This window comes from Saccharopolyspora sp. NPDC000359 (genome assembly GCF_040300525.1).
In the GTDB taxonomy this organism is placed as follows: Bacteria; Actinomycetota; Actinomycetes; order Mycobacteriales; family Pseudonocardiaceae; genus Saccharopolyspora.
In genome coordinates, this window is the sequence record NZ_JBEPDU010000002.1 from 264,739 (window position 1) to 277,788 (window position 13,050).

A 13,050-nucleotide genomic window follows, 5' to 3' on the forward strand; every position below is an offset into this window, starting at 1 on the left:
CTCCTCACGCGTCGCGGGCGCAGCGGAAGCCGGTGTTGCCGGTGGAGGTGTCGGGGGTGAGCCCCTGGCGGGCCGACACCCGGTAGCGGCGGCAGTACGAGTCGTGGCACAGGTACGAGCCACCGCGTGCGCTGCGACGTCCCGGGGTGAACCAGTCGGCGCACCACTCCCAGACGTTCCCGGTGGTGTTGTACAGGCCGAAGCCGTTCGGCGCGAACTCGGTGACCGGGCACGTGCCGCGCCAGCCGTCGGCCGCGTCGTTGCGCTGCGGGAACACCCCCTGCCAGACGTTCATCCGGTGCTCACCGCCGGGTTCGCGCTCGTCGCCCCATGGGAAGGCGCAGCCGGACAGCCCGCCGCGCGCGGCGTACTCCCACTCCGCCTCGGTCGGCAGCCGCAGCCCGGCCCACCCGCAGTAGGCCTGCGCGTCGGTCCAGGACACGTGCACCACCGGGTGGTCCGCCCGTCCGTCCACATCGGATCCCGGTCCTTCGGGGCGGCGCCAGTCAGCGCCCTCCACCTGCCGCCACCACGGCGCCGCCGCGACCCCGCGGGTCGGCGGGAAGTCGTCCGGCAGCAGGCCCGCGAACACGAAGGACCAGCCCCACGACTCCGCCTCGGTGCGGTAACCGGTGGCGGCGGTGAACTCGGCGAACTCCGCGTTGGTGACCGCGGTGGGGCTGATCAGGAACGGCTCGACCCGCACCTGCCGGACCGGCCCTTCCCCGTCCTCGGGGTAGGCGAGCGCGTCCTCGCTGCCCATCAGGAACGACCCGCCGTCGAGCCGCACCATGCCCGCCGCGCGTGGGGCGGCGGCGGGCGCGACGGGGTGCGCCTGCGTCGTGGGCCGTCCGGCCGAGGGAGCACAGCAGGCCCGCTCAGTCATGGGCAGCCTTGAACCGGGCACGCTCGTCGGCGGCGTCGTGCAGGTCGTCGCCCAGGTCGACGCGGACCCAGCGCAGCTCGCCGGTGAAGGCGTTGTCGGCCACCGGGTAGTCGTCGGTGACCGGGGTGGCGCGGTCGACGCCGACGTCGAAGGTCTCGTCGAAGGCGAAGTAGTACGGGATGGTCTTCGGGACCACCACCTCGCCGACCTGCTCCCCGTCGACGTGCAGCGCCACGTCGCCGCCCCGGCCGACCCCGCCGCCGTGGTAGGCGAAGTCGACCCTGATCTCGTGGCGGCCGGGCGCCAGCGGCGCGCGCGACCGCGCGGTGTGCACCTCCAGGCCGAAGTAGTTGTAGGCGTAGCAGAGCCGCCCCTGGTGGAAGTACACCGACCAGCCGCCGAAGCGACCGCCCTGGGCGATGACCACGCCGTCGGCTCCACCACCGACCTCGACCTCGGCGGTGAACCGGTGCGAGCGGTTCTTGACGTTCGGCGCGGTCTCCTCGGTCAGCCGCCCGGTCCCGGCGTGGAAGGTGATCGACCGGCGCTCGCCCATCAGGTCCAGGCGCCCGGCCTCCTTCGGGTTCTCCCGCTCGGTCATCCGGTCGTCGAGCGGGAACACCCCGTGCCGACCGGCTTCCACCAGGAACAGCTGCTTGAGCTCCTGGAGCTTGCCCGGGTGCTCGGCGGAGATGTCGCGCGCCTGCGTCCAGTCCACCGAGGTGTCGTAGAGCTCCCACTCGTCGTCGTCGAAGTAGCGCCGCTGCTCGCCCTGGACCATCTCCCACGGCGTGCCGTGCCGGGTCACCGCCATCCAGCCGTCGTGGTAGATGCCGCGGTTGCCGACCATCTCGAAGTACTGCAGCCGGTGCTGGTCCGGGGCGTCGGCGTCGTTGAAGCTGTAGAGCATGCTGGTGCCCTCGATCGGCTGCTGGGCGATGCCGTCGACCTCCACCGGGTGCGGGATGCTTGCCGCCTCCAGCACGGTGGGCACCACGTCGATCACGTGGTGGAACTGGTGGCGGATGCCGCCGCGCTCGGCGATGCCCCGCGGCCAGTGCACCACCATCCCGTCGCGGGTGCCGCCGAAGTGCGAGGCGACCTGCTTGGTCCACTGGTAGGGCGTGTTCATCGCCAGCGCCCAGCCGACCGGGTAGTGCGCGTGGGTGGTGGCGTCGCCCAGCGCGTCGGCGTTGTCCAGGATGAACTCGGCGCTGTCGGGGATGCCGCTGGCGAAGCGGTGCTCGTTGAGCGTGCCGCCGAGGCCGCCTTCGGCGGAGGCCCCGTTGTCGCCGAGGATGTAGATGAACAGCGTGTCGTCGAGCGCGTCGAGCTCCTCCAGCGCGTCGACGAGGCGGCCCACCTGGTCGTCGGTGTGCTCGGCGAAGCCCGCGTAGAGCTCCATCAGCGACGCGGCCGCCCGCTGCTCGGTCGCCGACAGCTCGTCCCAGTGCGGGACGCCCTCCGCCCACGGCGCCAGCTCGGCGTCCGGCGGCACCACGCCGAGTTCCTTCTGGCGCTGCAGGGTGATCTCGCGCTGCCGGTCCCAGCCGTGGTCGAACGCTCCCCGGTACTTGTCCCGGTACTCGCGGGGCACGTGGTAGGGCGCGTGGGTGGCGCCGAAGGGCAGATAGGCGAAGAACGGGTGGTCCGGCTTCAGCGCCCGCTGGTCGCGCACCCAGTCGATGGCGTGGTCGACCAGGTCCGCCGAGAGGTGGTAGCCGTCCTCGGGGCGGCGCGCGGGCTCCAGCGGCGTGGTCCCGTCGAACAGCAGCGGGTACCAGTGGTTCATCTCGGCGCACAGGAAGCCGTAGAACTTCTCGAAGCCCTCCCCCGTCGGCCACCGGTCGAACGGCCCCGCCGCGCTGACGTCCCGCGCCGGTGTCTGGTGCCACTTGCCGAAGGCCGCGGTGTTGTAGCCGTTCCCGCGCAGCACCTGCGCCAGCGTGGCCGCGCTGCGGGGGCGGATGCCGTTGTAGCCGGGCGCGGCGCTGGCCATCTCGGTGGTCACGCCCATGCCCACGGAGTGGTGGTTGCGGCCGGTCAGCAGCGCCTGCCGGGTGGGCGAGCAGATCGCCGTGACGTGGAACCGGCTGTAGCGCAGGCCGTTGTCGGCGAGCCGCTCGGCGGTCGGCATCCGGCACGGCCCGCCGAACGCGCTGGGCGCGCCGAACCCCATGTCGTCGATGAGCACGACCACCACGTTCGGCGCGGATTCCGGCGGGCGCACCGGCTGCACCGGCTCGAAGCGCGGTTGCTGGTCACGCGCGTCCAGCGCGGTGGCCGGCGGTGGGACCTCGTCCGGGATCGGCAGGCGCTCGCGGGAGCGGACCGCGTCGCTCATCCCCAACCTCCTGGCAGCATCGAGCCGCCGGGATGCGCGCAGCACCCGGCGGAGCACCGAACGGGAATTGTCACCGGCAACCCGGCGATCACCGCGAACCATAGCGATCCGGATTCGCCCACCCAAGCGTCCGAACGCGCCGGGAACCACTGCCCCACCAGGAAACCCGAGGGTACGAGCAGGTCAGGCGGCCAACCGAACGGCGGAAGACCAATTTCGAATACGGCCGATAGAAGACCTCTATACCCCGGATTCCGCGAATTCTCGGTGGCTGCGGAGGAAACGGGAAGCCCCTCGAGTGGCCGACGCCACTGCGCCGCCTGGCCCAGCGACGGCCGGACAAGTGCGTCCGGGGCCACAGCCAAATTCGATGCACCGTGCATCCGAGGGTGCAATAATGCACTATGCGATGAATCGTGCAACGAACACGCGCAGGCGGCGCATGGCCGCGACGGCTGCGCGGATGACCTCGATCGCCCGCAGGCTGACCGCGGAGCGCGGCCTGTCGGGCTTCACCGTTGAGGAGGTCTGCGAGCAGGTCGGGATCTCGCGGCGCAGCTTCTTCAACTACTTCGCTTCGAAGGACGACGCGGTCCTCGGAGTGCCCGCCCGCAAGGACGACGACGAGCTGAACGCCTGGTTCACCTCACGCGGCAACCCGGACGTCCCGGGGGTCTCGCCGACCCTGCTCGACGACCTCGTCGAGTTGGCGGTGCAGCGCTGGGACGACTCGGGCATCACCGCCGAGAGCGTGGCCGACGTGCGCGCCGCGTTCGAGCGGGAACCGAAGCTGCTCACCAAGGGCTTCGAACGGCTGCTGCGCGACGAGGAGTCCTCGGTCGAGCTCGTCGAGCAGCGGGAAGGACTGCCCTCCGGGGACCCGCGGGCGGCCACCGCGGTGCAGCTGGTCCAAGCGCTGGTCAGGGCCGCGGCGCGGGAGTTCCTCGACCCGACCAGCAACGACCCCTTCGCGGAGGTTTTGGGCCGCCGGCTCGCCGCCGCCCGCGAACTGCTCAGACCACAACACGACCCCGAACGGACATCATGACCACGACCGCCCCAACCCCGCTGCTGCTGACGCAGCGGCGGATCTGGATCATCTTCAGCGCGCTCATCGCTGGCATGCTGCTCGCCAGCCTGGACCAGACGATCGTCTCCACCGCCCTGCCGACCATCGTCGGTGACCTCGGCGGCGTCGAGCACCAGGTGTGGATCACCACCGCCTACCTGCTGGCGACCACCATCGTGATGCCGATCTACGGCAAGTTCGGTGACGTCCTCGGCCGCCGCCGGTTGTTCCTGGTGGCGATCGCCCTGTTCACCCTCGCCTCGGTGGGCTGCGCCTTCGCCACCGACTTCTGGGCGTTCGTGGTGTTCCGGGCCATGCAGGGCCTCGGCGGCGGCGGGCTGATGATCCTGTCGCAGGCGATCATCGCCGACATCGTCCCGGCCAGCGAGCGCGGCAAGTACCTCGGCCCGCTCGGCGGCATCTTCGGCCTGTCCGCCGTCGGCGGCCCGCTGCTCGGCGGGTTCTTCGTCGACCACCTGAGCTGGCAGTGGGCGTTCTACATCAACATCCCGATCGGCATCGGCGCGTTCGTCATCGCGCTGGTGGCGCTGACCCTGCCGAACAAGAAGGCCTCCCAGCCGATCGACGTGCTCGGCGTGCTGTTCCTCTCGGTGGCCACGACCTGCCTGATCTTCTTCACCGACTTCGGCGGCGACCGGGCGCACGGCTGGACCGCGCCCGAGACCTGGGCCTGGGGCGCCGGGCTGCTGGTGTCGGCGATCGCGTTCGTGATCACCGAGTCCCACGCCGCGGACCCGATCATCCCGCTGAGCCTGTTCCGCAACCCGATCTTCATCAACGCCACCGCGATCGGCCTCACGCTGGGGCTGGGCATGTTCGCCGCGATCGGCTTCCTGCCGACGTTCCTGCAGATGTCCTCGGGCACCTCGGCGGCGGTCTCCGGCCTGCTGCTGCTGCCGATGATGGTGGGCCTGCTGGGCACCTCGATCGCCTCCGGCGGCATGATCACCAAGACCGGGCGCTACCGGATCTACCCGATCCTCGGCACCCTGGTCACCGGCGCGGCCATGGTCATGATGACCACCCTGGCCGCGGACACCCCGATCTGGCTGATCTGCGTCTTCCTGTTCGTCTTCGGCGCGGGCCTGGGCCTGATCATGCAGGTGGTCGTGCTGGTGGTGCAGAACGCGGTCCCGGCGGCCATGATCGGCACCGCGACCAGCACCAACAACTACTTCCGCGAGGTGGGCGCCGCGCTCGGCGTGGCGGTGTTCGGCACGATCTTCACCACCCGCCTCACGGAGAACCTCACCGCGGTCTTCACCGGGGCGGGCGCCTCGGCGGCCGACGCCTCGACGGCCACCGCGACGCTGGACCCGAAGACGCTGAGCCAGCTGCCCGGGCCGGTCCGCGACGGCGTGGTCGCGGCCTACGCCGACGCCCTGGCACCGGTCTTCTGGTACCTGCTGCCGTTCATCGGCATCGCCTTCCTGCTCGCCCTCGTCCTCAAGCAGATCCCGCTGTCGGACGTGGCGGGCCTGGTCGACCGCGGTGAGGCGATCGGCGGCGAGGAAGCCGAGCGGCTGGAGGCCGAGCAGCGCAGGGCCAAGGAGAAGGAGACCGTCAGCGCGGGGGACGACGCCCCGAGCAGCTGAGTCCGTCAGGGGTGCTGGGTGGCGGTGAGGAAGATCGGGGGCTCACCGCCACCGTGGCACTCCACCGCCGCTCCGCTCACATAGGAGGCCAGGTCGGAGGCCAGGAAGAGCGCCACGTTGGCGATCTCCTCCGGCCTGGCCATCCGGCCGAGCGGGATGGTGCGCTCGATCGCGGCGACGGTGTCGTCCCCGCCGTAGTGGTCCGCGGTCAGCTCGGTGCGGCACAGGCCGACGTTGATCGAGTTCAGCCGCACCTTCGGCGCCCACTCCACCGCCAGGGAGCGGGTCAGGGAGTCCAGGCCCGCCTTGGCCGCCCCGTAGGCCGCCGTGCCCGGCGAGGGGCGGAGGGCACTGACGGAGGAGATGTTCACGATCGCGCCGCCGGTGTCCTGCTGCTGCATCGCGGCGTTGGCGGCTTGGGCGACGAGCAGCGGCCCGGAGAGGTTCAGGCCGAAGATCTTGTCGTGGAAGCGCGGCGAGACGTCGGCCGCCATCGCGTACGGCGCTCCCCCGGCGTTGTTGACCGCCACGTCGAGGCGGCCGTGCCGCGCCAGCAGCCGGTCCACCGCCTCGCGGATCGACTGCGCGTCGCGGACGTCGCAGCGCAGGTGCGTGGTGCCCGGCGCGGGCTCGTCCACTTCGGACCGCGCGAAGGTGACCACCTGCGCCCCGGCCGCCACGAAGGCGGCGGCGGTGGCGCGGCCGATCCCCTTGGTGCCCCCGGTGACCAGGACGACCCGGTCCGTCATGTCCAGCTGAACAGCCACGCGCACCTCCGGTGGTCGAGACCCGGGCACCAGGTTACCAAGCAAATGCTTGGGCAAGCACCACTGCCCGGCGAGTCCGGCTTCGGCACCCCAGGTCGCCGACCGGAGCGTGCTGGTCGGCCGGGGAACCCGTCCGCCGCGAACCTATGCGGCACCCCACCGGTCCTGATGTCGCCAAACCCGCTCAGTGGGACGACCCGTGATCGAGCAAGAAGCCGCGCCGCGGAGCTGGAGCGAGCAGGAGCAGGAGCAGGAGGCGACCACGGAACCAGCAGTCGAGGCGGGAGGAGGACTGGGCGCTCGTTGAGGTAGCCGTGCACCTCGGTGCCGGTCAGGGACGGGCGACCGTCGAGCTCAGCGTGCCGCACCAGCACTCGATGAGGCGGACGCCCTGGACCGTCGTCCGGTCGGTGCCACAGGAGGCGGCCTCGTGATCGTGCTGCTCACCGCGACCGCCACCCTGCGGTGTCCTCGGTGGACTGCCTACGCCAGGCGCAGCACCAGGTACCCCCGGCGGAGGGGCCGCTCATCCCCGCACGGTTCGCGCAGCATCCGGCCGACCTCGGCGAACCCGGCCTCCCGGGCCAGCCGCGCCAGCTCGTCGACCGGCCACTGGTACGCCGTCGCCACCTTGTGGTCGAACGGGGCGACCGGGCCGTCCCCCGACTCGAAGAACCCGAGCAGCAGGTGGCCGCCCGGCGCGAGCACCCGGCGGAACTCGGCGAAGAACCCGGGCACCTCCTGCGGCGGCGCGTGGATGATGGAGAACCAGGACGCGATGCCGCGCAGCTCGTCGTCGGCCAGGTCCAGAGCGTCCATCGAACCGACCTCGAACCGCAGGTCGGGGTAGGTCTGGCGGGCGATGTCGATCAGCGCTTCGGACAGGTCGACACCGAAGACGTCCAGCCCCAGGTCGCGCAGGTGCGCGGTCACCGGCCCCGGCCCGCACCCGAGCTCGGCCACCGGCCCGGGCGCACCGGCCCGCACGTGCTCGGCGAACGCGGCGAGCGCCGCCCGGTCCAGCGGCAGGTTCTCGAGGTCGTCGCGGGCGAGCCCGGCGTAGAGCGAGGCGACAGCGCTGTAGGCGTCGGCTGCCGCGCGGGAGGTCGAAGAGATCACGACCGAGCACCGTAGCGCTCGGCCCCGACAGCGATCCGCGTCAGGGGCACCGGCTCAGCGCCAACCCCGCCGCCCCGAACTGCCCACTGGAAGCCTCGAAGCTGCTACGTTCTGGGCAATTTCGACGAAGGTGGGGTTACCGTTGAGAGCGTCGGAAATCATCGAAGCCCTGGAGGGCCTGCCCGGGACCCAGCCAACGAGGGCGGACAACCGCGTGTCAGCGCACGTTCCCGCCATCGATGACACGGTCCTCATCGACTCCGCCGAAGTGGCGCGGTACCGGCGGATCTGGGCGCCGAACGGCGATCCGGCCGTGGAGTTCGTGCTCGGCGAAGGCCCCGGGGCCAGGCCGTTGATCATCACCGCCAGCGATGTCGTCTACCAGCCGGTGAGCCCCCGGGAAGTCCTCTCCTCCGGTCTCAACTACCACATCACCGACCTACCGCACCTCGTGTCCTACGCGGAGATGGAGGACGCGGCCCAACGCACGGCCAGGGAGCACGAGGAGCCGGGTCCGCTCAACATCGACAGCCTCGGCGCCTCCTACCTCGCCGTGCGGTGCTTCATCGTCGCCGCCACGCTGAACGGGCTCCGACCGGTGCGCAGCGTCGCGTGGTGGCAACGCGGGTGGGACGCCCTCGGCGGGGACCTGTGGCCGTCGAACTACCGGGCCGACCCGGTGTGGGACGAATTGGCGCAGGAGGCAGCGCACGTCGAGCTGTCCAGCCCTCCGGAGCGGGAGGACGGCGGAGCGGAGGCCACCGCCCACGTGGACGTCGCGGACTTCCGCCAGCTGGAGCCCGCGCTGACCGCGGTCGGGCTCGACGAGGACTTCGCATCGCGGTGGCGGGCAACCGTCCCGATCACCCCGGCGCGGTTCGCCAACACCCTGCTGAACCGGGTGGACCACGCCCGCGCCCACGTGGCGCTCTACCCGGACGGCGGTGGCAGCGTCGACGTGGAGGTGCGGGACCAGGACTCGGTGGCACTGCTCCAGTTCAGCTGGTCCGACGGGGAAGAAGTGCACATCGACGAGGTCCGGATCACCGGCTCACTGGCGGGCACCGGCCTGTTCCAGCGGCTCATCTTCAACACCGAACGCCTCACCAGCATGATGAGGTTCAAGCGCCTCACGCTGATGGCCACCGAAGTCGGCGCCTACGCCTTCGCCAGCATGGGCTACCCGAGGGACCCGGAGCTGCACCGGGCGATGCTGCAGGGCTTCCGCTGACGGTCCTCACGGCCGGAGCTTGCGCCGCAACCTGGTCATCGCCTCGCTACCGACTGCGGCTTCGGTCGCTTCGCACAGGGCCGAGCAGCGCTCGGCGGCTTCCGCCAGGTCGGCCCGGGCTGCGCCGAGCTCGGCGCGCAGCTCGTCGGCCCGCTCCCCGGCGACCCGGCGGATGTCGCGCACTTCCCGGGAACGGATCTCGCGGATGGTCTCGGCCGTCGCCACCACGTACCCGGCGCGGTCCGCACCGTCGGCGCCGATCGCCCGACCGATCTCCACCAGGCGCGCCACCTCGCCCGCAGGCAGGAAGAACAGCGTGGTCGTGGAGAAGGCGCTGAGCGACGCCTGCCGCTCCCACCTGGTCAGCAGCCCGGACTTCCGGTCGACCAGCGGCGCCAGGTCCAGGTAGAACCGCGGGTCGACGGTGGTCAGCAGCGCCCTGGAACCCTCCAGCGTGGAACGCACCGCGCCCACCGCCCGCGCCTGCTCCTGGAGGGTGGCGGTGAACTCCGCGGCGGTCTCCGGCGTGCCGCCGTCGCCGAGGAGTTCCTCGGCCAGCACGAGCAGCCGCTCCCCGCGGACGCACAGGTCCTGCAGGTCCACCACCACGTGCACCAGGTGCTCGGCGACCCGCGCGTCCCGGTTGACCTGCCGACCGTCCAGGAACCGGTCCCAGTACGAGGACAGGACCTCCGCCAGCTTCGAGAACAACTCGAACAACCCCGTCTCCTCCCGCAGCGCCAGCCGAGTGTACTGAGCCGCCAGCCGCCGGGGGGTGCGTTCGACCACAGGCACGAGCTAGTGTGATACCCCAGGGGGTACCTTCGGGGCAGGAGGCGAGAGATGCAGATGAAACCGGAACTGCTCGGCGATGCGCTGACACGGTTGAAGCGGGCGCAGGGGCAGTTGGCGAGCGTGATCGAGTCGATCGAGGACGGCGATGACTGCGCCGCCGTGCTCACCCAGCTGGCCGCCGTTTCCCGAGCTCTTGACCGTGCCGGGTTCAAGATCGTGGCCAGCGGCATGCGGTACTGCCAGCAGGCCCGGGAGGACGGGGAGGAACCCCCGATGACCGAGCAGGAGCTCGAACGGCTCTTCCTCGCCCTAGCCTGACCCGGCACCCGACCCCAACACGCATACCCCCCTGGGTATCGGAGGTGAATGGACGTGACAGCACCGTCCCAGACCGGTCAGCTCCAGGTCGAGGTCGTCGAGACCTCCTCACTGGGCGACCGGAGCTACCTCGCCACCGACGGCCACCGCGCCGTGGTGGTCGACCCGCAGCGCGACGTGGACCGCATCATCGGCGCCACCGGGCACGCGCGGATCGCGCTCGTCCTGGAGACGCACGTGCACAACGACTACGTCTCCGGCGGGTTGGAACTGGCCCGGCTGACCGGCGCCGAGTACGGCATAGCCGCGGCCGACCAGGCGCCGTTCGCGCACCGCCCGCTCCGGGACGGCGACCTGCTGGAGGTCTCCGACCGGCTCCGGGTGCGCGTGGTGGCCACCCCCGGGCACACCTTCCACCACCTGTCGTACGTGCTGGAGGACTCCGGGGAACCGGTCGGCGTGTTCACCGGCGGCTCCCTGCTCCTCGGCACCACCGGGCGCACCGACCTGCTCGGCGGCGAGCACAGCGAGGAGCTGGCCCGCCACCAGCACCGGTCCGCGCACAAGCTGGCCGACCTGCTGCCCGCCGGGGCGCAGATCTGGCCGACGCACGGGTTCGGCAGCTTCTGCTCGGCGACGCAGGCCAGCGGCGACTCCTCGACGATCGGCGAGCAGCGGGCGGTGAACCCCGCCCTGTCGCTGGCCGAGCAGGACTTCGTCGAGACCACGCTGGCCGGGCTGGACGCCTACCCCGCGTACTACGCGCACATGGGCATCCGCAACCTCACCGGCCCGGAGCCGCTCGACCTCCGCGCCCCGGCCGAGGCCTCCCCCGGTGAGCTCGCCGAGCGCCTTCGCCGCGGCGAGTGGGTGGTGGACCTGCGCTCCCGTAAGGCCTACGTCGACTCGCACCTCGCGGGCACGGTCAGCCTCGGCCTGGACGGCCCGATGGCGACCTGGCTGGGCTGGATGATCGAGTGGGGTTCGCCGATCACGCTGGTCGGCGAGTCGCGCGAGCAGGTCGCCGACGCGCAGCGCGAACTGGTCCGCATCGGCATCGACCAGCCCGCCGCGGCCGCGACCGGGCAGCCCGCGCAGCTGGCCGCCGACCCGGCGCAGCTGACCAGCACGCCGACCGCCACGTTCGCCGACCTGGCCGCCGCGCTGGACGGACGCCACGGCGCGCTCCCGGCCGCGGACGTCGTGCTCGACGTGCGGATGACCAACGAATGGCGCGCCTCGCACGTCGAGGGCGCGGTGCACATCCCGCTCTACGAACTGGCTTCCCGGATCACCGAGGTCCCGGCCGGTTCGGTGTGGGTGCACTGCGGCAGCGGCTACCGCGCCGCGGCCGCCGCCTCGCTGCTCGAATCCGCCGGGCGCACCGTCGTCGCCATCGACGACGCCTTCGCCGACGCCCGGCCCGCCGGGATCACCCTGACGACCGCTGGAGGAGAAGCATGACGAACGCGTTACCGTCCACTGTGGATGTCGCAGCGGCCCGGGAGCTGGTGCGCGCCACGCCCCGCGCCCGGCTGATCGACGTGCGCTCCCCCGGCGAGTTCGCCGCGGCGCACATCCCCGGCTCGCACAACGTGCCGCTGGACCTGCTGCGCGCGAACAGCTCCGGGCTGTCCGCCGACCACACCGACCCGGTCGTGCTGGTCTGCGGGTCCGGCGCCCGGGCCGAGCAGGCGCGGAACCTGCTGGCCACCGCGGGGTTCGCGCAGCTCGCCGTGCTGCGGGGCGGCATCGCCGCCTGGGAGCAGCAGGGCGCTCCGGTCACCCGCGGGGCCGGGAAGTGGGCGATGGAGCGGCAGGTCCGGCTGGCCGCCGGGTCCCTGGTGCTCACCGGTGTCCTGGGCAGCCTGGTCGCGCCGAAGCTGAAGTGGCTGGCCGGGTTCATCGGCGCCGGGCTCACCTACTCGGCGCTGAGCGGCACCTGCGGCATGGCTCGGCTCCTGTCCCTGCTGCCGTACAACCGCACCCCCGAGCAGGACGCGTCGGCGCTGCTCGCGGCACTGACCCGATGATCCTGGCCGTCGTCTTCGGTGTCGTGATCGGCCTGTCCACCGGTCTGCTCGGCGCCGGGGGTTCGATCCTGGCCGTCCCGGCGCTGGTGTACGGCGTCGGCCAGCCGATGAGCACCGCGGTCCCCACCGCGCTGGTCGTGGTGGCCGCCTCCGCCATCGGTGGGCTGTGCTCCCGGAACCGGCTGCGGCTGGTGCAGTGGCCGGTGGCGCTGGTGTTCGGCCTGGCCGGGATCCCCGGGGCGATCGGCGGGGCGGTGCTCGGCCGGTCGCTGCCGCAGGACTGGTTGCTGCTCGGCTTCGCGGTGCTGATGGTCGTCGTCGCCGCGCGCATGTTCCGCAGCGGCGGCCGGGGCCCGAGCAGCGAGGTCGACCAGCAGGGCTTCCTGCCGCGGACGGCAGCCGCCGGTTCCGGGGTGGGCGTGCTGACCGGGCTCTTCGGCGTCGGCGGCGGGTTCGTCGTGGTGCCCGCGCTGACGATCCTGCTCGGGTTGACCGCGCCGCAGGCCATCGCGAACTCGATGGTGGTGATCACGATCAACTCGGTCAGCGGGTTGGTCGCGCACACCGGTGCCGCGGCCCAGCTCGACCTCGGCGTGCTGCTGACCTTCGCCGCCACCGCGATGCTGGTGTCGGTCGCGGCCGCCCGGTTCTCCGACCGGCTGCCCGCGAGCACCGTCCGCCGCGCGTTCGCCTGGACGGTGCTGGTCATCGCCGCGGGCGTGGGCACCTCCTCCGCGATCAACCTCGCCACCGCGTAGGGGTCGTGAGTGCGTAACAGTGTTCGAACACTGTTACGCACCGAACAACCCCAGCCGCGAACTCACGGAGGGCGGGGGGGGGGGGGGTGGGGGGGTTTTAGGGGGGGTGCATGC

General features: G+C 71.9%; 12 protein-coding genes. 7 read left to right on the forward strand and 5 right to left on the reverse strand.

The features are described 5' to 3' along the window. Positions 1-4 precede the first annotated feature (4 nt). Both ABT324_RS03035 and ABT324_RS03040 read right to left on the reverse strand, forming a co-directional pair. Positions 5-886: a formylglycine-generating enzyme family protein gene (locus ABT324_RS03035; RefSeq protein WP_502949676.1), complete on the reverse strand. Its 882-nt coding sequence runs from the start codon at positions 884-886 to the stop codon at positions 5-7. Beyond that, the gene (locus ABT324_RS03040) at positions 879-3,230 is read right to left on the reverse strand and encodes an arylsulfatase (protein WP_351170662.1); all 2,352 of its coding nucleotides are present in this window, start codon (positions 3,228-3,230) and stop codon (positions 879-881) included. Before ABT324_RS03040 ends, ABT324_RS03035 begins: the two co-directional genes overlap by 8 nt. 409 nt (positions 3,231-3,639) lie before the next feature. On the opposite strand from ABT324_RS03040, the gene ABT324_RS03045 reads away from it, so the two are divergent. Both ABT324_RS03045 and ABT324_RS03050 read left to right on the forward strand, forming a co-directional pair. After that, a complete protein-coding gene (locus ABT324_RS03045; RefSeq protein WP_351170665.1) occupies positions 3,640-4,278 on the forward strand; it encodes a TetR/AcrR family transcriptional regulator in 639 nt (212 codons plus the stop codon). Then, positions 4,275-5,915, forward strand: coding sequence for an MDR family MFS transporter (locus ABT324_RS03050; protein ID WP_351170668.1), 1,641 nt, complete (start codon positions 4,275-4,277; stop codon positions 5,913-5,915). Before ABT324_RS03045 ends, ABT324_RS03050 begins: the two co-directional genes overlap by 4 nt. Before the next feature lie 5 nt (positions 5,916-5,920). Here ABT324_RS03050 and ABT324_RS03055 read toward each other — a convergent pair whose 3' ends face one another. Both ABT324_RS03055 and ABT324_RS03060 read right to left on the reverse strand, forming a co-directional pair. Beyond that, complete coding sequence (locus tag ABT324_RS03055) at positions 5,921-6,682, reverse strand: SDR family oxidoreductase (RefSeq protein WP_351170671.1); 762 nt, start codon at positions 6,680-6,682, stop codon at positions 5,921-5,923. Positions 6,683-7,165: 483 nt separating this feature from the next. Then, positions 7,166-7,801 carry a class I SAM-dependent methyltransferase gene (locus ABT324_RS03060; RefSeq protein ID WP_351170674.1) on the reverse strand — a complete coding sequence of 212 codons (636 nt, stop codon included), beginning with the start codon at positions 7,799-7,801 and terminating at the stop codon, positions 7,166-7,168. 142 nt (positions 7,802-7,943) lie between these two features. On the opposite strand from ABT324_RS03060, the gene ABT324_RS03065 reads away from it, so the two are divergent. Beyond that, a complete protein-coding gene (locus ABT324_RS03065; RefSeq protein ID WP_351170677.1) occupies positions 7,944-9,032 on the forward strand; it encodes a hypothetical protein in 1,089 nt (362 codons plus the stop codon). Positions 9,033-9,038: 6 nt separating this feature from the next. Here ABT324_RS03065 and ABT324_RS03070 read toward each other — a convergent pair whose 3' ends face one another. Then, the gene (locus tag ABT324_RS03070; RefSeq protein ID WP_351170680.1) at positions 9,039-9,752 is read right to left on the reverse strand and encodes a hypothetical protein; all 714 of its coding nucleotides are present in this window, start codon (positions 9,750-9,752) and stop codon (positions 9,039-9,041) included. Between the two features lie 123 nt (positions 9,753-9,875). Between ABT324_RS03070 and ABT324_RS03075 the strand changes: the two genes are divergently transcribed. From ABT324_RS03075 to ABT324_RS03090, 4 genes are read left to right on the forward strand one after another with little or no spacing between them, the layout of a single operon-like run. After that, positions 9,876-10,145, forward strand: a complete 270-nt coding sequence (locus ABT324_RS03075) for a metal-sensitive transcriptional regulator (RefSeq protein WP_351170683.1) — start codon at positions 9,876-9,878, stop codon at positions 10,143-10,145. Between the two features lie 48 nt (positions 10,146-10,193). Beyond that, the gene (locus tag ABT324_RS03080) at positions 10,194-11,609 is read left to right on the forward strand and encodes an MBL fold metallo-hydrolase (protein ID WP_351170686.1); all 1,416 of its coding nucleotides are present in this window, start codon (positions 10,194-10,196) and stop codon (positions 11,607-11,609) included. Next, entirely contained in the window at positions 11,606-12,178 is a 573-nt protein-coding gene (locus ABT324_RS03085; protein WP_351170689.1) for a rhodanese-like domain-containing protein, read from the forward strand. The genes ABT324_RS03080 and ABT324_RS03085 overlap by 4 nt, the downstream gene beginning before the upstream one ends. Further along, complete coding sequence (locus tag ABT324_RS03090) at positions 12,175-12,936, forward strand: sulfite exporter TauE/SafE family protein (RefSeq protein ID WP_351170692.1); 762 nt, start codon at positions 12,175-12,177, stop codon at positions 12,934-12,936. Before ABT324_RS03085 ends, ABT324_RS03090 begins: the two co-directional genes overlap by 4 nt. Positions 12,937-13,050 lie beyond the last annotated feature (114 nt).

Excerpts from the sequence above, each read along its gene's own strand:
- ABT324_RS03035 (WP_502949676.1), bottom strand. The coding sequence starts at position 886 with ATGACTGAGCGGGCCTGCTGTGCTCCCTCGGCCGGACGGCCCACGACG.
- ABT324_RS03040 (WP_351170662.1), bottom strand. The coding sequence starts at position 3,230 with ATGAGCGACGCGGTCCGCTCCCGCGAGCGCCTGCCGATCCCGGACGAG.
- ABT324_RS03045 (WP_351170665.1), top strand. The coding sequence starts at position 3,640 with ATGAATCGTGCAACGAACACGCGCAGGCGGCGCATGGCCGCGACGGCT.
- ABT324_RS03050 (WP_351170668.1), top strand. The coding sequence starts at position 4,275 with ATGACCACGACCGCCCCAACCCCGCTGCTGCTGACGCAGCGGCGGATC.
- ABT324_RS03075 (WP_351170683.1), top strand. The coding sequence starts at position 9,876 with ATGCAGATGAAACCGGAACTGCTCGGCGATGCGCTGACACGGTTGAAG.
- ABT324_RS03080 (WP_351170686.1), top strand. The coding sequence starts at position 10,194 with ATGGACGTGACAGCACCGTCCCAGACCGGTCAGCTCCAGGTCGAGGTC.
- ABT324_RS03085 (WP_351170689.1), top strand. The coding sequence starts at position 11,606 with ATGACGAACGCGTTACCGTCCACTGTGGATGTCGCAGCGGCCCGGGAG.
- ABT324_RS03090 (WP_351170692.1), top strand. The coding sequence starts at position 12,175 with ATGATCCTGGCCGTCGTCTTCGGTGTCGTGATCGGCCTGTCCACCGGT.